At 62.1% G+C, this 22355-nt stretch carries 19 protein-coding genes; 9 read left to right on the forward strand and 10 right to left on the reverse strand.

Annotated elements, in window-relative coordinates:
• Nucleotides 1–7: 7 nt before the first annotated feature.
• The 3 genes from ACQ6S1_RS09575 to ACQ6S1_RS09585 all read left to right on the forward strand — a co-directional run bounded on the left by ACQ6S1_RS09575 (nucleotide 8) and on the right by ACQ6S1_RS09585 (nucleotide 4506).
• Nucleotides 8–2497 (forward strand): FtsK/SpoIIIE family DNA translocase, encoded by a 2490-nt coding sequence (locus ACQ6S1_RS09575; RefSeq protein ID WP_445041258.1) that lies wholly within the window; start codon nucleotides 8–10, stop codon nucleotides 2495–2497.
• Nucleotides 2498–2572: 75 nt separating this feature from the next.
• Nucleotides 2573–3409 (forward strand): outer-membrane lipoprotein carrier protein LolA, encoded by an 837-nt coding sequence (locus ACQ6S1_RS09580; RefSeq protein WP_445040950.1) that lies wholly within the window; start codon nucleotides 2573–2575, stop codon nucleotides 3407–3409.
• Nucleotides 3410–3705: 296 nt separating this feature from the next.
• Nucleotides 3706–4506, forward strand: coding sequence for an exodeoxyribonuclease III (locus tag ACQ6S1_RS09585; RefSeq protein ID WP_445040951.1), 801 nt, complete (start codon nucleotides 3706–3708; stop codon nucleotides 4504–4506).
• A 13-nt stretch (nucleotides 4507–4519) separates the two neighbouring features.
• Here the strand turns inward: ACQ6S1_RS09585 and ACQ6S1_RS09590 are convergent, their stop codons facing one another.
• Entirely contained in the window at nucleotides 4520–5047 is a 528-nt protein-coding gene (locus ACQ6S1_RS09590) for a L,D-transpeptidase family protein (RefSeq protein ID WP_445040952.1), read from the reverse strand.
• Nucleotides 5048–5160: 113 nt separating this feature from the next.
• Here ACQ6S1_RS09590 and ACQ6S1_RS09595 point away from each other — a divergent pair, with 113 nt between their 5' ends.
• Nucleotides 5161–5847: a response regulator transcription factor gene (locus ACQ6S1_RS09595; RefSeq protein ID WP_445040953.1), complete on the forward strand. Its 687-nt coding sequence runs from the start codon at nucleotides 5161–5163 to the stop codon at nucleotides 5845–5847.
• 35 nt (nucleotides 5848–5882) lie between these two features.
• Nucleotides 5883–6344: a Crp/Fnr family transcriptional regulator gene (locus ACQ6S1_RS09600; RefSeq protein ID WP_445040954.1), complete on the forward strand. Its 462-nt coding sequence runs from the start codon at nucleotides 5883–5885 to the stop codon at nucleotides 6342–6344.
• Here the strand turns inward: ACQ6S1_RS09600 and ACQ6S1_RS09605 are convergent.
• The gene (locus tag ACQ6S1_RS09605; protein ID WP_445040955.1) at nucleotides 6325–7041 is read right to left on the reverse strand and encodes a YggS family pyridoxal phosphate-dependent enzyme; all 717 of its coding nucleotides are present in this window, start codon (nucleotides 7039–7041) and stop codon (nucleotides 6325–6327) included. The genes ACQ6S1_RS09600 and ACQ6S1_RS09605 overlap by 20 nt on opposite strands.
• A 133-nt stretch (nucleotides 7042–7174) precedes the next feature.
• On the opposite strand from ACQ6S1_RS09605, the gene leuS reads away from it, so the two are divergent.
• The 3 genes from leuS to holA are packed head-to-tail and all read left to right on the forward strand — an operon-like array spanning nucleotide 7175 to nucleotide 11357.
• Nucleotides 7175–9778: a leucine--tRNA ligase gene (gene leuS, locus ACQ6S1_RS09610; RefSeq protein WP_445040956.1), complete on the forward strand. Its 2604-nt coding sequence runs from the start codon at nucleotides 7175–7177 to the stop codon at nucleotides 9776–9778.
• The gene (locus ACQ6S1_RS09615) at nucleotides 9765–10325 is read left to right on the forward strand and encodes a hypothetical protein (protein ID WP_445040957.1); all 561 of its coding nucleotides are present in this window, start codon (nucleotides 9765–9767) and stop codon (nucleotides 10323–10325) included. Before leuS ends, ACQ6S1_RS09615 begins: the two co-directional genes overlap by 14 nt.
• Nucleotides 10326–10331: 6 nt before the next feature.
• On the forward strand, nucleotides 10332–11357 hold the full coding sequence (gene holA / locus ACQ6S1_RS09620) for a DNA polymerase III subunit delta (protein ID WP_445040958.1): 1026 nt from the start codon (nucleotides 10332–10334) through the stop codon (nucleotides 11355–11357).
• Between the two features lie 169 nt (nucleotides 11358–11526).
• Here holA and ACQ6S1_RS09625 read toward each other — a convergent pair whose 3' ends face one another.
• The 5 genes from ACQ6S1_RS09625 to mnmE are packed head-to-tail and all read right to left on the reverse strand — an operon-like array spanning nucleotide 11527 to nucleotide 17055.
• The gene (locus tag ACQ6S1_RS09625; RefSeq protein WP_445040959.1) at nucleotides 11527–12396 is read right to left on the reverse strand and encodes a ParB/RepB/Spo0J family partition protein; all 870 of its coding nucleotides are present in this window, start codon (nucleotides 12394–12396) and stop codon (nucleotides 11527–11529) included.
• Between the two features lie 29 nt (nucleotides 12397–12425).
• Complete coding sequence (locus ACQ6S1_RS09630; RefSeq protein ID WP_445040960.1) at nucleotides 12426–13235, reverse strand: ParA family protein; 810 nt, start codon at nucleotides 13233–13235, stop codon at nucleotides 12426–12428.
• Nucleotides 13235–13888: a 16S rRNA (guanine(527)-N(7))-methyltransferase RsmG gene (gene rsmG, locus ACQ6S1_RS09635; protein ID WP_445040961.1), complete on the reverse strand. Its 654-nt coding sequence runs from the start codon at nucleotides 13886–13888 to the stop codon at nucleotides 13235–13237. The genes ACQ6S1_RS09630 and rsmG overlap by 1 nt, the downstream gene beginning before the upstream one ends.
• A complete protein-coding gene (mnmG, locus tag ACQ6S1_RS09640; RefSeq protein WP_445040962.1) occupies nucleotides 13885–15747 on the reverse strand; it encodes a tRNA uridine-5-carboxymethylaminomethyl(34) synthesis enzyme MnmG in 1863 nt (620 codons plus the stop codon). Before mnmG ends, rsmG begins: the two co-directional genes overlap by 4 nt.
• A complete protein-coding gene (gene mnmE, locus ACQ6S1_RS09645) occupies nucleotides 15748–17055 on the reverse strand; it encodes a tRNA uridine-5-carboxymethylaminomethyl(34) synthesis GTPase MnmE (RefSeq protein ID WP_445040963.1) in 1308 nt (435 codons plus the stop codon). It lies immediately after the preceding gene.
• Nucleotides 17056–17107: 52 nt separating this feature from the next.
• On the opposite strand from mnmE, the gene ACQ6S1_RS09650 reads away from it, so the two are divergent.
• A complete protein-coding gene (locus ACQ6S1_RS09650; RefSeq protein ID WP_445040964.1) occupies nucleotides 17108–19132 on the forward strand; it encodes a thioredoxin domain-containing protein in 2025 nt (674 codons plus the stop codon).
• 60 nt (nucleotides 19133–19192) lie between these two features.
• On the opposite strand, the gene rho is transcribed toward ACQ6S1_RS09650, so the two are convergent.
• The 3 genes from rho to hemE all read right to left on the reverse strand — a co-directional run bounded on the left by rho (nucleotide 19193) and on the right by hemE (nucleotide 22143).
• Nucleotides 19193–20455, reverse strand: a complete 1263-nt coding sequence (gene rho / locus ACQ6S1_RS09655; RefSeq protein WP_445040965.1) for a transcription termination factor Rho — start codon at nucleotides 20453–20455, stop codon at nucleotides 19193–19195.
• Between the two features lie 201 nt (nucleotides 20456–20656).
• Complete coding sequence (gene hemJ, locus ACQ6S1_RS09660) at nucleotides 20657–21088, reverse strand: protoporphyrinogen oxidase HemJ (protein ID WP_445040966.1); 432 nt, start codon at nucleotides 21086–21088, stop codon at nucleotides 20657–20659.
• Nucleotides 21088–22143: a uroporphyrinogen decarboxylase gene (gene hemE / locus ACQ6S1_RS09665; protein WP_445040967.1), complete on the reverse strand. Its 1056-nt coding sequence runs from the start codon at nucleotides 22141–22143 to the stop codon at nucleotides 21088–21090. The genes hemJ and hemE overlap by 1 nt, the downstream gene beginning before the upstream one ends.
• Nucleotides 22144–22355 lie beyond the last annotated feature (212 nt).

The following is a 22355-nucleotide window of genomic DNA, read 5'->3' on the forward strand; positions in this document are numbered from 1 at the left end:
CGACGAAATGTGGGAGGCGCTGACGCGCCGCGCCTTTGAATTGGGCGGATTGGCCCTGGTGGCGCTGACGGCGCTGGCGGCGCTGTCGCTTGCCAGCTGGTCGGCCCTTGATCCGTCGCTGAACAATGCGTCGGATGGGCCCGTCAGCAATCTGCTGGGAGCGGCGGGCGCCTTCGTCTCCGACATCCTGATGCAGACCTTCGGTCTCGCAGCCATCGTATTGCTGTTTCCCGTCGCGGCCTGGGGCTGGCGTCTTGTGACCCACCGCGCCCTCGACCGGGAAAAGCTTCGCCTCTCGGCCTGGATCGCAGCGACGCTCGCCGGCTCGGCGGTTGCCGCCTCCATTCCCCCGGGCGCGAGCTGGCCGCTCCCAAGCGGCCTCGGCGGCTTTGGCGGCGACGGCATGCTGGCGTTCGTCAGGGCTTTCGTGCCGGAAGCGGGGTTTGGCGGCATCGTCTCGATGATCGTCCTGGGCATCATCGCGGCACTGGCCATGGTTTTTGCCGCCGGCTTCGGCTTCCACACCGGCGGTGCCGCGCAGGATGACGACGAGGAGAACGATCTCATCGACGATCTGGAGGACGAGGATCGCTCGTTCCTGCCGATCGGCCTCATCGCGCATTATTGGTACATGCTGCGCGGCGCCATCGCCCGCCGGCGTCAGATCAGATCCCGCCCTGCCATCGCCCGCCGTGAGCCCGCGACGGGCCTGGGCGATGTGCTGCGCCGGCTTGACGCCGAGGACCGGGGACAGCCTCTTCCGGATGACGATTACGAGGACGATTTCGCGCCTTTGACGTCGCACGGCTTCGATCAGGACGATGAGGACGAAGACGATTCCTTCGTCAGCCCACCGCCCGCGAAGAAGGCCGGCCGCAACGCCGCGCCTCCGCCCGTGGTCCCCGCCGCCAACAAGATCGCACCGCGCCGTCAGATTCGTGACGAGGCCCCGCCCCGCTTCAGCGGCAACGAGGATTACGAACTTCCTCCTGTCACGCTGCTGGCACCGCCGAAGAAGCAGGTTGCCGGGCTCGTGAGTCGTGAGACCCTTCAGCACAATGCGCGGCTCCTGGAGGGGGTGCTCGAGGATTTCGGCGTCAAGGGCGAGATCATCGAAGTGCGCCCCGGCCCCGTCGTCACGCTCTATGAGCTGGAGCCGGCGCCCGGCATCAAATCGTCGCGCGTCATCGGCCTCGCCGACGACATCGCACGCTCGATGAGCGCCGTGTCCGCCCGCGTCGCGGTGGTGCCCGGCCGCAACGTCATCGGCATCGAGCTACCCAACACCAAGCGCGACACGGTCTTCCTGCGGGAGATGATCGATTCGGCGGACTTCGAGGAATCGAAGATGCGATTGCCGCTCTGCCTTGGCAAAACGATCGGTGGGGAGCCGGTTATCGCCGAGCTGGCGCGCATGCCGCACCTCCTGATCGCGGGCACCACCGGCTCGGGCAAATCGGTCGCCATCAACACCATGATCCTCAGCCTGCTCTATCGGCTGAAGCCGGAGGAATGCCGGCTCATCATGATCGACCCGAAGATGCTCGAACTGTCGGTCTATGACGGCATCCCCCATCTTCTGGCGCCCGTCGTCACCGATCCCAAGAAGGCGGTGATCGCGCTGAAATGGGCGGTGCGGGAGATGGAAGAGCGCTATCGCAAGATGTCGAAGGTCGGTGTCCGCAACATCGACGGCTTCAATGCGCGCGTCGACGAGGCGGCCCAGAAGGGCGAGATCATCCAGCGCACGGTGCAGACCGGCTTCGACAAAGCCACCGGCGAGGCGGTTTACGAGACCGAGGAGATGGATCTCAGCCGCCTCCCCTACATCGTCGTCATCGTCGACGAGATGGCCGACCTCATGATGGTCGCCGGCAAGGAGATCGAAGGCGCCATCCAGCGGCTGGCGCAGATGGCGCGCGCCGCCGGCATCCACATCATCATGGCGACGCAGCGTCCCTCGGTCGACGTCATCACCGGCACCATCAAGGCCAATTTCCCGACCCGCATCTCCTTCCAGGTCACCTCGAAGATCGACAGCCGCACCATTCTGGGCGAGCAGGGCGCCGAGCAACTGCTTGGCCAGGGCGACATGCTCTATATGGCCGGCGGTGGCCGCATCGGCCGCGTGCACGGTCCCTTCTGCTCGGATGACGAGGTCGAGAAGGTCGTCGCGCATCTGAAAACCCAGGGCCATCCCGATTATCTCGAAGCGGTCACCGAAGCCGAGGACGAAGAGGGCGGCGGCGAGGACGGATCGGTCTTCGACAAGGGCAATTTCGGCGAACCGGGCAGCGATTTGTTCGACCAGGCCGTCCAGATCGTCATCCGCGATAAGAAATGTTCGACCAGCTATATTCAGCGCCGCCTGCAGATCGGCTACAACCGTGCCGCGTCCCTGGTTGAGCGGATGGAGCGCGAGGGCGTCGTCGGCCCCGCGAACCATGCCGGCAAGCGTGAAATTCTGATCGAGAACGAACGCGCGGAAAATTACTGAGAACGGCGTGCCCAAGGGCCGCCACCGCACTGTCGCCACAGACCTGCTTTATCTGGTCCGGCAAACGGGTTGATTATGATTCTGCGCGCCGCCCTCCCAGCATTCGTCCTGCTCGCCCTCGCTATGCCGCATCAGGCCCGGGCGCAGGGCGTTCCCCATCCCGTGCCTCGTCCTGCCGGGCTGATCGCGGCGGCAAACGCGCCGGGCGCAGGGGCGCCGATGGCATTGACCGCGGAGGCGCTGGCCGCCTCGCGGCGTGCGAAGAGCCGATCCGATGCGCCCATGGCCCTCATGGCCCAAGCGTCATCCACGGCTCCGTCGCCTCGCCCGTCCGCGCAAAACGTGGCGGCCTCAACGCAATCCAGTCCTGCGGAAGCAGTCCGCAAGGTCAACACCTATTTCAACGGCATCCGCACGCTCGTCGGCAATTTCTCCCAAGTGGGTCCGGATGGCAGCCGCACGGCCGGCAAATTCTTCCTGGCGAAGCCCGGCCGTATCCGCTTCTACTATCAGGCGCCCTCCACGACCGACATCATCGCCGACGGCAAATCGCTCGTCGTGCGTGATCGCAAGCTCGCGACGCAGGACGTCTACCCGCTGTCGCAGACACCGCTTCGGTTCCTGCTCGATCCGAACCTCGATCTCGTGCGCGATTCCAAGGTCGTCGGCGTGCGTCAGGAAGGCGACGTCGTCAGCGTCATGATCGAGGAGAAGTCGACCTTTGCCGGCAAGTCCCGCATCCTGCTGGTGTTCGGCGCGAGCAGCAGCGATCCCCAGAGCATCGAGCTGAAGCAATGGACGGTGACGGACCCCCAGGGCCTGGACACCACGATCTTCGTGTCGGAACTCGACCCCCGGTCGCGTCCGGACGAGAAGCTCTTCAAGGTCGATTACACACGCTACGTCCAGTGATTGGCGCGAAACCGCGCTCACGCCGTCGTGAATACATTGCCGCTTGTTCGACGCACGGCCACACCTAAATATTGCATCAGGCAGGACGGCTGCTTCTGGTGATGCCCCCGTCTCCAAGTAGCCCCTGCAACGCCGGTCCCAACCCTCCCGGCGGTCACGCGATAAGCGTAAAGCGCGCCCGGTCATCCCCCCAGACCGGGCGTTGCTTTGTCTGGACCCCATCGGATGCAGGTCTGGCGAAGTGCAGCAGCACAGGCTAAGCCTGCCGCCGTCCCTTCTTCACCACGTCATGTGCGATGCTTTTCAAGATAGCCAGCTGGAACATCAACTCGGTTCGTCTCAGGATCGATCAGGTCATGCGTTTCCTCGATGAGGAAAAGCCCGACGTCGTCTGCCTGCAGGAAACGAAATGCATGGAGGCCCAATTCCCGCTGTCGGCCTTCAACCAGCGCGGCTACACACATTCGGCCCTCACCTGCCAGAAGGGCTACCACGGCGTCGCCATCCTCTCGCGCCATCCCTTCGCGGCCGTCGATCGGTTTCGCTTCGGCGGCAAGGAGGACGCCCGGCACATCTCCGCCACGATGGGGCCGGCCGGCGGCGGGCTCACGTTGCACAATTTCTACGTTCCCGCCGGCGGCGACATTCCCGATCCGGAACTCAATCCGAAGTTCGCGCACAAGCTCGCTTATCTGGACGAGATGCGCGCCTGGACGGGCAACGCCGCCTCCAGCCGCTCGATCCTTGTCGGCGATCTCAACGTCGCCCCTCTGCCCGATGATGTCTGGAGCCACCGCCAGCTGCTGAATGTCGTCAGCCACACGCCGGCGGAAACGGAGCGGCTCAACGCGGTCCGCATCGAAGGCGGCTGGGTCGACACCGTGCGCCATCTGATCCCGGAGCCGCAGCGCGTCTACACCTGGTGGAGCTACCGCTCACCGCAATGGGAAGCGTCCGACCGGGGCCGCCGCCTCGACCACATCTGGACGACGCCCGATCTGGAGCCGGCGCTGCGCAATGTGGCCATCCGCAAGGAAGCCCGTTCGTGGGAACGGCCCTCCGATCATGTGCCGGTGATTGCCGAGTTCGAGCTCTAGGACAGCAGCCTTCTCAGGCGATGACGAGCTTGGTGCGCGGGCCGAGCCTTGCCAGCACCCGCACGAGATCGCGCTTGCGCAGCGCCACGCAGCCCTCCGTGGGCCTGAAGCCCGGCCGTGCCACATGCATGAAGATGGCGCTGCCGCGTCCGGCCTTCGGCGGGCGGTCGTTCCAGCCGAGCTCGACGACCGCGTCGTAGAGATCATCCTCGCGCCACATCTTCTCATGCGAAGCCTCGAACGGTGCCTTCACCGGTCGATTGTATCGGCGGTGGAGCGGTGCGTCGCACCAGAGATCATCACGATGCGTACGCCGGACAGAAAGCGACGTTGCCGGCCGAGCGACCTTGTCCGCACGCCACCACACACGACGCATCGGCAAAATGGAACGTGGTGTCGCGCCGTCACCCTCGCGTTTTCCCGATCTGATCCCGCCGCTGCCGAGCGCGCACGGCACCACCAGATCGCCCGCCCGGAGCCAGCCCCGGCGGGCGTCCAAGGCCGAAGCCCGGACATAAATGGTTCTCAGGGGCTGGATCATCGATTCCCGACAAACAATATGGGGTTGATGCGGCTTGCACCGCGCGTAAAGCCTGATCTACTTCGTCCAGGCATCTTCATGAGCCGGTTCTGGCTCGAAACAAGGAGAATTTCATGGCCGCTGGACGCAAGATCCTCGTCGTTGAAGATGACGAAGACCTGCGGCAGGCGCTGACCGAGCAATTGGCCGGGCATCGCGAATTCGAGGTTTCCTCCGCCGCCGACGGAGAGACGGCCATTTCGCTCATCAAGAGCGGTCATCTCGATCTTGTTCTAATGGATGTCGGCCTGCCCGATGCGGACGGGCGCGATGTCGTAAAGACCGTCCGCTCCGGTGGATATCAGGGCCCCATCATCATGCTGACCGGTCAGGACAGCGAGGATGACACCATTCAGGGCCTGGATGCCGGCGCAAACGATTACGTCACGAAGCCCTTCCGCTTCGCCGTGCTGCTGGCGCGCATCCGCGCCCAATTGCGCAGCCATGAAGCAAGCGAAGACGCGGTGTTCGGCATCGGTCCCTACACCTTCCGGCCTTCAACGAAGCTGCTGACCAGCGAACGCGGCTCCAAGGTGCGGCTGACGGAGAAGGAAACCTCCATCCTGCGTTACCTCTACCGGGCCGGCGGCAAGGTCATCGCGCGCGACGAACTCCTTCAGGAGGTCTGGGGCTATAATTCCGAGGTCACAACCCACACCTTGGAAACACATATTTACCGTTTGCGGCAGAAGATCGAGAAAGACCCGTCGAATGCGGCGCTGCTCGTGACTGAGGCTGGCGGCTACAAGCTGATTCCGTGAGAAGCGCTGCCTCGGGCACGAAGCCGAGGAGCCGTATGAGCCTGGAGGACACGCTTCGCGTGATGGAACGCGCGCCCCTGTTCGCGGAGATCGGGCGCGACGCGATGCGGCTGCTTGCCTTTTCGGGCGAGGAGCTTGTGCTTGGCGAAGGCGAGACGCTGTTCCAACGCGGCACGCCGGCGGAAGGCGCCTTCATCGTCCTATCCGGCCGCATGCGGCTTGTGGCGGCTCACGGCAAGGATGTCAGCGAGCGTATCGTCGGCGCGGGAACCTTGATCGGCGAAATGGCACTGCTCGTGCCGACGGAGCGGCCGTGCAACGCGCTGGCCGCCGAAACCACGCGTCTGATCGGTATTCCTCGTCCTCTCTTCCGGCGCATGCTGGAAGAGTTTCCCGAGATCGCCGCCATTCTGCGTCAGCGGCTGGCCGACCGCCTGAGAGCCGGGCAGACGGCGCTCGACGAGATCGGCGCGACTCTCAGGCAGCTGGACCACTGACGTCCGGAAGCGGCGGCCGCGCGCCGAAGATGGCGCTGCCCACGCGAACGCAGGTCGCCCCAAAACGGGCCGCGATCTCGTAATCGCCGCTCATTCCCATCGAGAGCTCCGTCAGGCCGTTTCGCCGGGCGATCTTTTCGAGAAGCGCGAAATGAGGCGCCGGATTTTCCTCCACCGGCGGGATGCACATCAGGCCCGCGACCGAAAGCTTCAGATCGTCCCGGCACATTTGCACGAACGCGTCGACATCCTCCGGCAGCACGCCGGCCTTTTGCGGTTCTGCGCCAGTGTTGACCTGAACGAACAGTTTCGGCCGCTTTTGCTGGCGCTCCATTTCGGCCGCAAGCGCCTGAGCGATCTTGGGCCGATCCACGCTCTGGATGACATCGAACAGCTCCACCGCCTCGCGCACCTTGTTGGACTGCAAGGGGCCGATCAGATGAAGCTCGATGTCCGCATAACGGGCGCGCAGCTGGGGCCATTTGCCCGCGGCTTCCTGCACGCGGTTCTCGCCGAACACGCGCTCGCCGAGCCCGAGCACCTCCGCGACAGCATCGGCATCGAAGGTCTTCGACACCACGACGAGCCCACAGGCCTCTTCGTCCCGTCCGCTTTGCACAACTGCCTGCGCCAGGTTCGTGCGCACGGCGCCCACCCGTTCGGCCGCCGTTTCCATATCCGTCAGGCCTGCTGCCATCGTTCCCTTGCCTTCGTTTCAGCCTGCGCCGCCCGCCTGGGCGGAAGGTGCCATTGACCCCGTACTCTCAAAAGGCCACTTTCGCCGCTCGATCCTGCGGCCAAGCCGCCCAATCCTCGAGATGGCATATACGATGACGACGGAGCGCTACAACGCCCGCGAAGCCGAGCCGAAATGGCAGCGCGAATGGACCTCGCGCAACGTCTTCACCACCGACAATTCCGATCCTCGCCCGAAATATTACGTGCTGGAGATGTTCCCGTATCCGTCGGGCCGCATCCATATGGGCCACGTCCGCAACTACACCATGGGCGACGTCGTCGCCCGCATGAAGCGCGCCAAGGGCTTCAACGTGCTGCACCCGATGGGTTGGGACGCGTTCGGCCTGCCCGCGGAGAATGCGGCGATGCAGAACAAGGTCCATCCGCGCGAGTGGACCTACGCCAACATCGCCACCATGCGCGGCCAATTACAGAGCATGGGCCTGTCGATCGACTGGTCGCGCGAGATCGCGACCTGCGATCCCTCCTATTATCGCCATCAGCAGCGCCTTTTTCTGGAGCTGTTGAAGGTCGGCCTCGTCGACCGCAAGCAATCGCGCGTCAACTGGGATCCGGTGGATCAGACCGTGCTCGCCAACGAGCAGGTGGTGGACGGCCGTGGCTGGCGCTCGGGCGCTCTGGTCGAGGTGCGGGAACTCACGCAATGGTTTTTCCGCATCACCGATTTCGGCGAGGAATTGCTGGAAGGCCTCGATACGCTGGACCGCTGGCCGGAGAAGGTGCGCCTGATGCAGCGCAACTGGATCGGCAAGAGCAAGGGCCTGGCGTTCGAATTCACTCTGAACGGCGCGCCAGAAGGCTTTGAAAAACTGCCTGTCTACACAACTAGACCGGATACGATGATGGGGCCGACCTTCGCGGCCATCGCGGCCGATCATCCGCTCGCCAAGCGGCTGGAAGAAGGCAGTCCAGAGATTGCGGCCTTCAATGCCCGTTGCCGCTCGCTGGGCACCTCCGAAGAGGCGGTGGAAACGGCCGAGAAGCTCGGCTTCGACACGGGCATCACGGTCACCCACCCGGCGGATCCGACGCTGCACCTGCCGTTGTGGATCGCCAATTTCGTGCTGATGGATTACGGCACCGGCGCGGTGATCGGCTGCCCGGCCCACGATCAGCGCGACCTTGATTTCGCACGTAAATACGGCCTGCCGGTCATCGACGTCTTCAAGCCGCTCGACAGCGACGAGAGCGTCGGCGACACGGCCTTCGTGCCGCCGAAGACCGAGACGGTGCGCTACGTTCAATGGCATGGCGAGCCGGGTGTCGTGCAGACCTGCCAGGAAGCCATGGACCGCACGCTCGCACTTTATGAAGAGCGCGGCTGGGGCCAGGCCGAGGTGCAGTTCCGTCTTCGCGACTGGGGAATTTCCCGGCAGCGTTATTGGGGCTGCCCGATTCCGGTCATCCATTGCGAAAGCTGTGGCGTTGTCCAGGTGCCGGAAGATCAGCTTCCTGTGACGTTGCCGGACGACATCAATTTCGATCGTCCGGGCAACCCGCTCGATCATCATCCGACCTGGAAACACGTCGCCTGCCCGCAATGCGGCGGGGCCGGACGGCGCGAAACCGATACGATGGACACCTTCGTGGACTCGTCCTGGTACTTCGCGCGCTTCACCGATCCCAATGCCGAACAGCCCGTCGTGCCGCTAACCATGGATCGCTGGCTGCCGGTGGATCAATATATCGGCGGCATCGAGCACGCGATCCTTCACCTTCTCTATTCGCGCTTCTTCACACGGGCCATGGCGGAAGCCGGCTACACACGTGTTCAGGAGCCGTTCGCCGGCCTGTTCACGCAAGGCATGGTCGTCCACGAAACCTACAAGGACGCGGCCGGGCAATGGCTCTCGCCAGCCGAAATCAGGATCGAGGAGACCGATGGCGCTCGCCGGGCGTACGCCGCAGACGGTGGACCCGTCGAGATCGGCAGCATCGAGAAGATGTCGAAGTCCAAGAAGAACACGGTGGACCCGACCGACATCATCGAAACCTATGGTGCCGACACTGCCCGCTGGTTCGTGCTGTCCGACAGCCCGCCGGAACGCGATGTGATCTGGACCGAAGCGGGCGTCGAAGGAGCAGGGCGCTTCGTTCAACGCCTGTGGCGCCTGGTGCAGGAGACGGCGGCCCTGCCGGCGGAGGCAGCACCAGAAACGTTCGGGCCTGACGCACATGCCTTGCGCCAGGCGGCGCATCGCACATTGGCCGCAGTTGATGAGGACATCGACCGGCTGCGCTTCAATCGCTGCGTGGCGCACATCTACGAGTTCACCAACACGCTGGCTGGCGCGTTGCAGAAGCTCCGGGAGGGGAAGGGCGCTCAGGACCTTGCCGTGGCGGCGCGGGAAGCGGCCGGCATCCTCGTTCAGCTGGTGGCCCCGATGATGCCGCACCTGGCGGAGGAGTGCTGGAGCGCGCTCGGTCACCAGGGCCTCGTCGCGGAGGCTCCCTGGCCGAAAGCCGATGCAGGCCTCGTTGCCGCCGACGTAGTGACGCTTGCCGTGCAGGTGAACGGCAAGCGACGGGATGAAATCACCGTTCCGGTCGATGCCAATGCTGCCGACATAGAGGCGCAGGTCTTGAAACTCGATTCCATTGCACGCGCGATTGGTGATATGCCGGTACGCAAGGTGATCGTGGTGCCGAAAAGGATCGTCAATGTCGTGCTCTAGCAGGCTTCACCGGCTGCCCTATGGCATCGGCGTCGCGGGATTGGCGCTGTTGCTTGGCGGCTGTTTCCAACCCCTGCACAATGCGGGCGGCGGAACGGCCACGTCGGTCGCAATCACGCCCGGCGCGGCCGGCACGACGGCGCGGGCGCTTGCGTCAGTTGACATCCTGCCCATCGATGGCCGTATCGGCCAGCGGATCCGTAACGATCTGATCTTCGCCTTCACGGGTGGATCGGCTCCGCCAGCCGCGGCCTATCGCCTCCACATCTCGACGCAGGTCATCGGCGCACAATCCGCGGTCGTCGATCCCTATACGGATCGCCCGGAAGTCGAGACAGCCGGTGTCGACGCCATCTTCACGCTGACGCATGCGGGCAACGGCACGGCCCTGTTCACCGGCAAGGCGTTCGGCCGGGCCACGTACACGCGCACCCGCCAGCGCTACGCCAGCGTGCGGGCACGTCGCGATGCCGAGGATCGTGCCGCCACCGCCGTTGTGGAGCAGATCCGCGCCCAGCTTCAGGGCCATTTCTCGAAGGGCGGCTGATCCAAGATGGTCGCCGTCAAGGCGGGCGGTGTCGAAGGCTTTCTCGCCCGCCCACCCGCCGACATCTTCTGCGTTCTGATTTACGGTCCGGACGCTGGCCTCGTGGCCGAGCGCGGCGCGATGCTGATCAAGAAGGTCGCGCCCGATCTCGATGAATCCTTTGGTCTCGTCCGGCTCGACGGCGATGAGCTGTCGGCCGATGCCAGCCGTCTGCTGGATGAAGCCCACAGCATCTCGATGTTCGGCGGGCAACGCGTCATCCGCATCAAGGCCGGCTCACGTCCCTTTCACAGCGCCGTAGAACGCCTGCTGACAGGTCCGAGACCAGATGCGGTAATCGTGATCGAGGCGGGAGAGCTTCGGAAGGGCGCCCCGTTGCGGGCGCTGTGCGAGCGGAACGCTGGTGCTGCGGCGCTGCCGTGTTTCACCGACAACGATGCCGCTCTGGCGCGCCTCGTCGATATGAGCTTCGCCGAGGCCGGGATCGAGATCGACCGAGATGCACGGGGGGCGCTCGTCTCGGCACTCGGTTCAGACCGTCTGGCAACCCGGATGGAAATCGACAAACTGCTGCTTTACGCGCATGGGCAAACGCGACTGACGGCCGCCGATATCGAAGCCGTCACGTCCGACAGCAATGCCGGAGCGATCGATACCGTGGTTGATGCCGTCTTTGCGGGAGATGCGGCCAAGCTCGAAGACGGCCTGTCACGGCTCGCCGGTGCGGGTACGCCTCCAAGTCAGATATTGGGAGCAACGCTGCGTTTTCTTCTGCAGCTGCACCGCCTCCGTGCCGACGTTGAAAAAGGATCGAACGCCGCACAGGTGCTGGAGCGTAACTGGCCATCCTTGCACTTCAGCCGGCGCGCGTCGGTAGAAGCCGCCCTGAACCGATGGAACATCCCCCGGCTTGAGGATGCTTTGGGCCGCGCCTCGAATGGGGTGTTGGACGGTCGCCGACATGGAGCATTCGGAGAAATCGCCGCCAAGCGGGTCCTCGCGAGTTTGGCAAGCGAAGCCCGTCGACGCTGATCGCTTTTCAGGGCAAGCGCCGGAAAATTTTGCTCTGAGAAATAGGCCGTCAGCGCCCATTCTCAACTGTGGAGGTGCGATCGGACCTCCAATCGCGACCCGCCTCTGAACCCCTGTTTCCGGCCGTGCACGAGGGTATGCCGGTTTACCGAACCTTCGAGCAGACCGCTCAGTGTTTCAATCGACGACAAATTCCGTCCAGCTGGTCAAGATTCTCATATCGAATGCTGAGGCGCCCCGAACCGGACTTGTGATCGATGCTCACCGTCAATCCGAGCAAATCCGTCAGTTCCCGTTCCAGCGCAACGGTATCGCCGTCCTTTGCTGCACGGGCCCGTGCAGTGCGCCGTTCAGACGGCGCAGCGCTTTGCACGAGCGATTCGACATCTCGCACGCTCAATCCCTGTTCGATGACTTTCCGAGCAATGGCGGATGGATCGTCCAGAGAGAGCAGAGCTCGGGCATGTCCCGCGCTCAATTCACCTTCACGGACCGCGTGCTGGATATCCTGCGGGAGCTTCAGCAGCCGCATCGTGTTGGCGATGTGGCTGCGGCTCTTTCCGATGATCTTGGCAAGATCGGATTGGCTGTAATTGTAGGAAGCAATCAATGCCTCATAGCCGGCAGCCTCCTCGACCGCGTTCAGATCCGCCCGCTGAACATTTTCAATGATGGCAAGCTCGAGCGCCTCTCGATCAGAGACTTCGAGAACGACCACCGGCACGTCATGCAGACCGGCTCGTTGCGCCGCACGCCAGCGCCGCTCCCCGGCGATTATTTCGTAAGACCCTGGCTCGTTTGAAACCGAGCGCACGAGGATGGGCTGGACGATGCCCTTCTCGCGCACTGAATTGACGAGATCTTCCAGCTCATCTTCGGTGAAATTCTTGCGCGGATTGCGGGCGTTCGGCCGCAAGAACTCGACGGGAACGCGCTTCTGTCCGGCCCTCGGACGCGCCGTTGTCTCATCGTCCCCGACATCTCCGAGAAGGGCGGCGAGACCGCGTCCGAGCCGGGGGCGTATGGGTTCGTCGGCCATATCAATCGTCCTGGGAGAGAGAACGCGGCTCAGGCCGCTCGTAGAGTACGCTCACGCTGAATGATCTCGGAGGCCAGCCGCAGATAGGCCTGGCTGCCCGTGCAATTCAAATCGTACAGCAGGACCGGTTTGCCGTGAGACGGCGCCTCCGAGACGCGGACGTTACGCGGAATGACGGTCTGGAAGACCTTGTCGCCCATGAACTCACGCACATCCGCGACCACCTGGTTGGACAAATTGTTGCGCGCGTCGAACATGGTCAGAACGATCCCCTGAATAGTGAGATCGGGATTCAACGTCGTCCGAACCTGCTCGACCGTGCGCAGCAATTGCGACAATCCTTCCAGCGCGAAGAATTCGCACTGCAACGGCACGAGGATCGCCTGTGCCGCGGCGAGGGAATTGATCGTCAGCAGATTGAAGGACGGCGGACAATCGACCAGAACATAGGTGTAGGCCTCATCGCGCTGAAGAACCTTGAGGGCTTCTCTCAGGCGAAACGCACGATTGCGGTCGTTCGCGATCTCCAGCTCGACTCCAAGCAGATCCATCGTTGAGGGCGCGACATCGAGCTGGGGCACAGCCGTCGGCAGGATGATTTCCCGCATGGTCGCGTCGCCGACCATGACGTCATAGGTCGAAATCTTGCGACTTTTTCGGTCGATACCGAGACCCGTCGATGCGTTTCCCTGCGGATCAAGATCGACGATAAGAACCCGCTCACCAATCGCGGCAAGCGCGGTTCCGAGATTAATGGCGGTCGTCGTCTTACCCACGCCGCCTTTCTGATTGGCGACGGCCAGAATCCGGATCGTCTTGGCGCTATCCACCATGTTCATCACCGCCTGGGTCGGAAAGCTTCAAGCGGTTCAGCGCGGGATATGGCCAGCACGCACGACCGCGGATCAACGATGCTCGGCATCACTTCGTAAATCAATTTCCAGGATTTGGCGGCTGCGGTCAATTCGGTCTCGACGTCTCTCCCCTTCGGAAACAGCCCCACAGCACCTTTATCCAAAAGAGGATAAGCCAAAGCCAGCAGATCGGAGACAGGTGCCAGCGCACGAGCAGTGACGACATCCACGTTGCCAGCCCATTTTTCCAGCAATGGAGCGGCGCGTTGATTGTGGATGGAAACACGAAGGCCCATTGCACGAGCGCCTTCCCGAAGGAAAGCGCACTTTCGGGAATCGCTTTCCACCAGGTGACTCTCGACGCCCGGTCGGTCTGCAAGCGCTGCAGCGATGACGAGGCCGGGAAATCCAGCCCCGGAGCCAAGGTCCACCCAGACCTTGGCGGCGTCAGGCGCCAGGGAAACCATCTGAAGCGAATCAGCAATATGCCGCGTCCATACCTCCGGAAGGGTCGAGGCGGCTATCAGGTTGATCGTCTGCTGCCATCTTCCAAGGAGTTCGATCAAGATAGCGAGACGATCCCATGTTTCACGTGAAACATCCGGAAGAAGGGCCTCCGCCGCCTGACGGTTGCTCATGCCGCATATCGCCGGGCATGGGCGAGAAGCAACGTCAATGCGGCCGGGGTCATCCCCTCGATCCTGCCCGCCTGGCCAAGAGTACGGGGCCGAATCGAATCGAGTTTTTGCCGCAATTCTGCGGAAAGCCCGGACACCTCCTGATAGACGATAGCTTCAGGCAACACGCGCGATTCTTCGCGCCTGAAACTTGCGATATCCGCTTCCTGCCGTTGGAGATAAACTGAGTAGGTGGCCTCGATCTCCATTTGACCCGCAATGGCCAAATCCATCTCCGCGAGCTGAGGCCAGACGCCCGTGAGGTCGCTCATGGCTACGTCTGCGCGCGAAAGCAGCTCGAAAGCACTGCGGCGAACGCCATCCCGGTTCACATGCAGTCCCTTCGCTGCAGCCTCAGAAGGGGACACGTTCAGCTGCTCCAGAAGCGCGCGGGCTGCGTCAAGGGCATCCTTCTTGGCAGCCCAGGCTTGAGCCCTCTCCGCACCGACGCACCCCAGTGCGAGCCCTTTCTCGGTAAGCCGTTGATCGGCATTATCCGAACGGAGCGCTAGGCGGTATTCCGCGCGCGACGTGAACATCCGATAGGGTTCCGACACACCCCGTGTGACGAGATCATCGATCATCACGCCAATATATCCCTCGGCCCGATCGAAGACGATTTGCGAACCGCCCGCAGCCGTTCGAGCCGCATTTAATCCAGCGACGAGTCCCTGCGCCCCGGCTTCTTCATAACCCGTCGTTCCATTGATCTGACCGGCAAGGAAGAGCCCCGCGATACGCTTCGTCTCGAGGCTGGCCTGTAATTCCCGCGGATCGACATAATCATATTCGATCGCGTAGCCGGGCCGGACCATTCGCGCCCTCTCCAGACCGGGAATGGTGCTCATCACCTGAGCCTGGACCTTTTCTGGGAGCGAGGTGGAAATCCCGTTCGGATAGATCGTGCTGTCGTCCAGTCCCTCCGGCTCCAAAAAGATCTGGTGGCTTTCCCGCTCGCGGAATCGCACCACCTTATCCTCGATAGAAGGGCAATACCGCGGTCCGCGGCTGGCAATTTGCCCGGAAAAGACGGGAGCGTCGGCCAGATTGGCTGCGATCACATCATGTGTCGCCTGTGTCGTGCGGGTGATGTGACAATCGATCTGAGTATTTGGCAGAACATCGGTCAGCGTTGAAAACGGAACCGGGGATTCATCTCCCGGCTGGGGCTCCAGCACCGCAAAGTCAATTGTTGTCCCGTCCAGCCGTGGGGGAGTGCCGGTTTTCAGACGGCCCACTGCGAACCCCGCAGATTTAAGGGTTTTGGACAGTCCTAACGAGGGCGGCTCCCCAACCCGACCCGCCGGCCATGTCTCCTGTCCGATATGGATCACGCCTGACAAAAACGTGCCTGTAGTCAGCACGACTGATCCGGTTCCGAATCGACATCCGTCGGCCAACAGAACGGCCTGGACCTGCCCGTCCTTCACCTCAAGATCATCAACCTCACCCTCGATGACTATAAGATTTGTTTGTCTCGCGACTGCGTCCTGCACCGCCCTCGCATAAAGCTTACGGTCTGCCTGAGCCCTAAGGCCCTGAACAGCCGCGCCCTTCCGTCGGTTCAGCAGTCGGAATTGAATACCGCCCAGATCTGCGGCGCGCCCCATGATCCCATCGAGGGCATCGATTTCGCGGACAAGATGCCCCTTTCCCAACCCACCAATTGCCGGGTTGCAGGACATAGCTCCAATCGTGGAGGGATTCGTGGTTATCAGCGCCGTTGACGCGCCCATTCGTGCGGACGCGCAGGCAGCCTCACAGCCAGCATGCCCACCGCCAACCACGATCACGTCGAAAGAATGTTTCACGTGAAACATCTATTTTCCGATACAAAAAGTTCCGAACACCACGTCGAGGAGGTCTTCTACGTCCACTCGCCCGGAAATACGACCCAGAGCACTCGCGGCAAGGCGCAATTCTTCGCCTATCAGATCTGATTCTTTCAAGGATATGGCTCGATCCAACGCGCTTCCGGCTTCGGCAAGCGCTAGCCGATGGCGTTGGTGTGTCACGATCGCATTCTCGGCGGAAGCAAAATTGGTTTTCACCCAACCTGTGAGCGCATCCAATAAGTCGGCCACCCCGGCACCTGTCTGGGCCGAGATATTGAAGCCATCGGCAGACGATCTCGCCAAATCGATCTTGTTCGTAACCTCCCAGATCGGCGCATCACTGAGCAATCGATCCGGCTGCGAATCAATTGCTGAAGAGTCGCGAAACCACAAAACGAGGTCGGCCGAGGCGGCTCTTCCCCGTGCTCGATTGAGCGCTTCCCTTTCCACGGGATCGCTGGTCGCCCTGAATCCTGCTGTATCGATCAAGACGGCGGGGTAACCGTCGAGATCCAGGGCGACCTCGATCATATCGCGTGTCGTTCCCGCATGGGGCGTCACAATCGCAACCTCCCTCTGCGCCACGCGATTGAGAAACGTCGATTTGCCAGCGTTCGGCGGGCCGGCGATAACAATTGTGGCACCCGTGCGCAGGCGTTCACCCCCCGGCAAGGCGATCACATCACGAAGATTTCCCAGCAATCCGTGCGCGACGTCACGGGCGCGTTCGACCAATCCGGTGGGAACGTCGCCCTCATCGGGGAAATCGATATCGGCTTCGATCAAGGCCATCGCCTCGATGAGCTGCGTTCTCCAGCCTTCTGCCAAGCGTCCGATCCCGCCTTCCAGGCCGCGCAATGCCTGTCTTCTCTGGGCCGCGGTTTCCGATGCAAGAAGATCGGCGAGGGCTTCTGTCTCGGCAAGATCCATCTTGCCAGCTTCGAATGCGCGCCGGGTAAATTCGCCCGGTTCCGCCGGCCGAACCCCTGCCATGGATCCAAGCGCATCCAGGAGACCGGCAACAACGGCCGGGCTGCCGTGCACGTGAAATTCAGCAACATCCTCGCCTGTGAAGGATCGCGGTTTTGCAAAACAGATCAGGAGGGCACGATCCAGAGCCTCGCCGGTTCTCCCGTCGCGCAAGGTCGCGTTCGTGACCCTTCGCTCCGCCGGCACATCGCCGGCGAGGGATTGGACGCACGCAAAGGCTTTGGAGCCGGAAACGCGGACAATGGCTATTCCGGCCCGCCCGGCGCCGCTCGACAGCGCAAAGATCGTATCTTCGGTTCGCAATTCCGTCTCCGCGACCTAACTAGAGTTCGGCTTCGTTCAGGAGGATCCGCCAGTGCCCGCCCACCGTCTGCGTGCCGAGACAAGCCCTTATCTACGCCAGCATGCCGACAATCCGGTGGATTGGTGGCCCTGGGGACCGGAGGCTCTGGCCGAAGCACAACGGACCGGGCGGCCTATCCTGCTGTCGGTTGGCTATGCCGCCTGCCATTGGTGCCACGTCATGGCCCATGAGAGCTTCGAAGATCAGGCAACCGCAGAGGTGATGAACGAGCTCTACGTCAACATCAAGGTCGACCGTGAAGAAAGGCCCGATGTTGACCAGGTCTATATGGCCGCCCTCCACGCCATGGGCCAGCAAGGCGGATGGCCGTTGACCATGTTTCTGACCTCCTCCGGAGAGCCTTTCTGGGGAGGAACCTATTTTCCCAAGACGTCCGCATATGGCCGGCCAGGCTTCGTAGATGCGCTACGAGGCGTCGCCGCGACATATCGGGAGCGGAGCGCGGACGTCGCCCACAACGCCGAACTGATCCGAAGCCGTATTGCGAAAGAGGATGGCGGAGCGTCCGTTGATCTGTCACGGGCCGACCTTGATTCGGTCGCGCAGCAGCTTGCGGGCGCCATAGATCCTGTTCATGGCGGATTGAAGGGCGCGCCCAAATTCCCGAGCCCGTCATTGCTGGAATTTCTATGGCGCGCCGGTGAGCGGACGGGTGACGATCGGTTTACAGACCTTGCCGTGCATACTCTCGACCGCATTTGCCAGGGCGGCATCTACGATCATATCGGAGGCGGCTTCGCCCGGTATTCCGTCGATGCCGAATGGCTGGTCCCTCATTTCGAAAAGATGCTCTACGACAACGCCCAGTTGATCGAGCTGTTGGTCCTCGCCTGGCGTAAGACCGGACGAGACCTGTTTCGTCGCCGAATCGAAGAGACAATCATCTGGTTGGAGCGGGAAATGCTTCAGTCCGGCGGCGCATTCGCGTCGAGCCTGGACGCCGATTCCGAAGGGCACGAAGGCCGATTTTACGTCTGGCGTAAAGAAGAGATCGAAAAAGTACTGGGTAGCGACGACTCAGCCCGGTTTACCGGAGCCTACGACATCACCGATATCGGAAACTGGGAAGGCGTTTCGATCCCGAATCGATCCGCGGTTCGCTATGAAGATCGTGAGGACGAACAGCTTTCAGCGCTCAGGCTCAGGCTCCTTGAAGCGCGCGAACGACGCGTTCGGCCTGGTCTCGATGACAAGGTCCTCGCGGATTGGAACGGCTTGACCATCTCCGCGCTGGCACGTGCCGGGCATGCGTTGGACCGACCGGATTGGATCACGCGGGCGGAAACCGCTTTTTCTTTCGTGGCCGAATCGATGTCGCGCAACAATCGCCTCGGTCATTCCTGGCGAGACGGCCAACTCGTGTTTCCGGGTTTTGCGACGGATCTCGCGGCGATGGCGCGTGCCGGACTCGCCCTTGCCGAAACCACCCGGAAACCGGCCTATCTCCGGCAGAGCATCGAATGGCTGGATCGCCTCCATGGCCATCATGCCCGATCTAAGGGTGGCTATTTCCTCTCGGCGGACGATGGCGAAATGCTTCTCATCAGGCCTGCGGCGAATCAGGACGAAGCAACGCCAAGCGCCTCCGGCGTTGCCGCCGCAGCCTTGATCCGAGCCGCGATTCTAACCGGCGAAGACCGGCACGGCGAACGTGCCGATACCATCCTGCAATCCTTGGGCGCCACAGCCGCAAAGAATGTGTTCGGGCACCTCTCCGTATTGAACGCCTTGGATCAGCGCATCGCTGGCCTTGAAATCCTCATCGTCGGCCAAGAAGCCGATGAACTTCGCCGCGAGGCTGAGAAGCTGTCTTTCACGACCGCAATTGTTCGTTGGATTGAGGACGTGACAAGCGTCCCTGAAAGCCACCCGGCTTATTCCCTTGCCCAAACGGGGGGTCAGGCACGCGCCATCATTTGCGCCGGACAGGTCTGCTCCCGTCCAATCACGGATGCCACCCAACTCGTCCCGCTGGCGTGGCGAATGAGGCAGGGTCAGGATTTACCATCCGCCTGACAAAATAAAACGGGCCCGAATCGATCGGGCCCGTTGGATGTCGCGACCGTTTCGACACGATTACGTGTTCATCGAATCGAAGAACTCGGAATTCGTTTTCGTCTGGCGCATCTTGTCGTTGAGGAATTCGATGGCATCGACCGTGCCCATCGGATTGAGGATGCGGCGCAGGACATACATCTTCTTGAGAATGTCCGGAGCAACCAGGAGCTCCTCCTTGCGGGTGCCCGAGCGGGTGATGTCCATTGCCGGGAAGACGCGCTTGTCCGACACCTTGCGGTCGAGAATGATCTCGGAATTGCCGGTGCCCTTGAACTCCTCGAAAATCACCTCATCCATGCGGCTGCCGGTGTCGATCAGGGCGGTAGCGATGATGGTCAGCGAGCCGCCTTCCTCGATATTACGGGCGGCGCCGAAGAAGCGCTTCGGGCGCTGCAGGGCATTGGCATCGACACCGCCGGTCAGCACCTTGCCGGAGGACGGCACGACCGTGTTGTAGGCCCGACCGAGACGCGTGATCGAATCCAGCAGGATGACGACATCACGGCCATGCTCGACAAGCCGCTTGGCCTTTTCGATGACCATTTCGGCCACTTGAACGTGGCGAACAGCCGGCTCGTCGAAGGTAGAGGAAACGACCTCGCCCTTCACCGTCCGCTGCATATCGGTGACTTCTTCCGGACGCTCGTCGATCAGAAGCACGATCAGATAGCATTCGGGATGATTGGTGGTGATCGAACGGGCGATGTTCTGCAGCAGCATCGTCTTGCCGGTGCGCGGCGGTGCCACGATCAGGCCGCGCTGGCCCTTGCCGATCGGAGAGACGATGTCGATCACGCGGGCCGATTGGTCGCGGATCGTGGGATCCTGGATTTCAAGCTTCAGCCGCTCGGACGGATAGAGCGGAGTGAGGTTGTCGAAATGAACCTTGTGTCGGGCCTTCTCGGGGTCCTCGAAATTGAGGGTATTGACCTTAAGAAGCGCAAAATAGCGCTCGCCTTCCTTGGGACTGCGAATATGCCCTTCGACGGTATCGCCGGTTCGCAACGAAAATCGCCGGATCTGAGAGGGCGAGACGTAGATATCGTCCGGCCCCGGCAGATAGTTCGCGTCCCAGGAACGCAGAAACCCGAAACCATCCTGGAGAACCTCGACGACGCCGCCGCCGATGATCTCATGATCGCGCGCCGCATGCTGCTTGAGAATGGCGAACAGCAATTCCTGCTTGCGCAGCGTCGAGGCATTCTCGACTTCGAACTCATCGGCAAGCGCCAGCAATTCCTGCGGCGATTTCTTTTTCAGGTCCTGAAGCCTGATCTCCATCGGAGAACTTTCAATGACGTGGTCGCCGAAGCGACAAAGGTGGGAGGCGGAAGAGCAGAGTGCCGGATGAGACTGGGCGCGATCTGCCCCGGTTCATCTGAAGCCAGAGGTTTCAGAAACGTCCGAATGCATCCACCTGCTAGGAGATGCTTTTAGCAATAAGGATTCGGCCCACAACCCGCAAGTGCCGTTTTCGTGATTTTAGAACGGCTTTACCACGACCAGGATGACGATCAGCACGAGTGCCACAGTGGGGACCTCGTTCAGAAACCGATAAAATCCCGCCGTTCGGGTGTTGCCGTCACTGGCGAACTGCCGTGTCGTGCGTGCCAGAAAGCCATGATAACCGGACAGGATCAGCACCAGCAGAAACTTGGCGTGCATCCACCCTTCGCTGAAGGCGCCGATCGTTACGGCCAGCGCCAGTCCCAAGATCCAGCTGGCGATCATGGCCGGCGTGGCGATCGCCTTGAGAAGCCGGCGCTCCATAATCTTGAACGTGGCCGACGCGTCCGAGCCCGCCGCGACGCCGGAATGATAGACGAACAGCCGCGGCAGATAGAGCAGGGCGGCCATCCAGGCGATCACGGCCACGATGTGGAAGGCCTTCAGCCATGGATAATATTCGGCCATCACATCCCTCTGCGCACGCGCCGGACCAATTGCTCGACATGAGCGATCGGCGTTTCCTGCCGAATGCCGTGTCCCAGATTGAATACATGAGAACGATTCGAAAATCCCTCCAGGATGTCATCGACGGCGCGGTCCAATGCCGCGCCCCCCGCGACCAGAACGAGAGGATCGAGATTTCCCTGCGTCACGCGATCGGCCGGAAGCAATAGCGCCGCGCCTGAGGGGCTCTCCGCCGTATCGAGGCCGATCGCCACGCCAGGCACACCTTCCCCGAAGCGCTGGAGTTTCGAACCCGCGCCCCGTGGAAAGGCAATGATCGGAACGGTTGGATGAAGCGCCCGAAGGCGCGCCACGATCTCGGCCACTGGGCGGATGCACCAGTGCTCGAACTCGCGGGGCGGCAATTCCCCTCCCCAACTGTCGAAGATCTGCACGGCTTCCGCGCCGGCCTCGATCTGTCCTGCCAGATGCTCGACCGAAGCATCAATCAACCGCCGCATCAGCTGATCGAAACCCTGCGGATCGCGCAGCGCCCAAAGTCGGGCTTCCGCATGATCCTTCGATCCTCCGCCAGCAGCGATGTAGGTCGCGACTGTCCAGGGCGCACCGACAAACCCGATAAGCGCCACCTCGGTTGGCAGAGAGGTCCGGATTAATCGGATCGCGTCATAGACCGGTTTCGTCTTTGACGAATCGAGTTCGTTTCGCAGTCGGCCAAGCTCCGCCGCATCCCGGATGACCTCGAGCTTCGGGCCTTCGCCTTCCAGAAATTGAAGCCCGAGTCCGAGCGCGTGCGGGATGATCAGGATGTCCGAAAACAGGATTGCCGCATCGAAGCCGAACCGTCGGATGGGCTGGAGCGTAACCTCGGCCGCGAATTCCGGATTGTAGCAAAGGTCCAGAAACGACCCGGCCTCCGCCCGTAGGGCACGGTATTCCGGCAGGTAGCGGCCGGCCTGGCGCATCATCCAGAGAGGAGGGGTGTCGAGAACCTCTCCCGCAAGGACCCTCAGGAACGGCTTGGCCGATTGCGCGCTTAACCCAATATTTACCAAGGTTTTTTCTTCTTTTAGTTGTTTGTTTCAGGGCTCTTTAGCGGCGTTCCGGAGGGTCCACAAGAAACCCACACAGGACGCTCGTCAGCGACGATGCTCCGGCCAGAGATTGAGACGGCATTTCTCACCGTTCTTCACAGAACCCTCTCCCGACTTCATCCACCGCGCCTTGTCTGTTGATGACTTGAGCCAAAACCCCCAGACTGGCAGAA

The organism is Terrihabitans aquatilis (assembly GCF_052542005.1).

Coding starts and splice junctions, on each gene's coding strand:
- ACQ6S1_RS09575 (WP_445041258.1), top strand. CDS start 8: ATGTGGGAGGCGCTGACGCGCCGCGCCTTTGAATTGGGCGGATTGGCC.
- ACQ6S1_RS09580 (WP_445040950.1), top strand. CDS start 2,573: ATGATTCTGCGCGCCGCCCTCCCAGCATTCGTCCTGCTCGCCCTCGCT.
- ACQ6S1_RS09585 (WP_445040951.1), top strand. CDS start 3,706: ATGCTTTTCAAGATAGCCAGCTGGAACATCAACTCGGTTCGTCTCAGG.
- ACQ6S1_RS09590 (WP_445040952.1), bottom strand. CDS start 5,047: ATGATCCAGCCCCTGAGAACCATTTATGTCCGGGCTTCGGCCTTGGAC.
- ACQ6S1_RS09595 (WP_445040953.1), top strand. CDS start 5,161: ATGGCCGCTGGACGCAAGATCCTCGTCGTTGAAGATGACGAAGACCTG.
- ACQ6S1_RS09600 (WP_445040954.1), top strand. CDS start 5,883: ATGAGCCTGGAGGACACGCTTCGCGTGATGGAACGCGCGCCCCTGTTC.
- ACQ6S1_RS09605 (WP_445040955.1), bottom strand. CDS start 7,041: ATGGCAGCAGGCCTGACGGATATGGAAACGGCGGCCGAACGGGTGGGC.
- leuS (WP_445040956.1), top strand. CDS start 7,175: ATGACGACGGAGCGCTACAACGCCCGCGAAGCCGAGCCGAAATGGCAG.
- ACQ6S1_RS09615 (WP_445040957.1), top strand. CDS start 9,765: ATGTCGTGCTCTAGCAGGCTTCACCGGCTGCCCTATGGCATCGGCGTC.
- holA (WP_445040958.1), top strand. CDS start 10,332: ATGGTCGCCGTCAAGGCGGGCGGTGTCGAAGGCTTTCTCGCCCGCCCA.
- ACQ6S1_RS09625 (WP_445040959.1), bottom strand. CDS start 12,396: ATGGCCGACGAACCCATACGCCCCCGGCTCGGACGCGGTCTCGCCGCC.
- ACQ6S1_RS09630 (WP_445040960.1), bottom strand. CDS start 13,235: ATGAACATGGTGGATAGCGCCAAGACGATCCGGATTCTGGCCGTCGCC.
- rsmG (WP_445040961.1), bottom strand. CDS start 13,888: ATGAGCAACCGTCAGGCGGCGGAGGCCCTTCTTCCGGATGTTTCACGT.
- mnmG (WP_445040962.1), bottom strand. CDS start 15,747: ATGTTTCACGTGAAACATTCTTTCGACGTGATCGTGGTTGGCGGTGGG.
- rho (WP_445040965.1), bottom strand. CDS start 20,455: ATGGAGATCAGGCTTCAGGACCTGAAAAAGAAATCGCCGCAGGAATTG.
- hemJ (WP_445040966.1), bottom strand. CDS start 21,088: ATGGCCGAATATTATCCATGGCTGAAGGCCTTCCACATCGTGGCCGTG.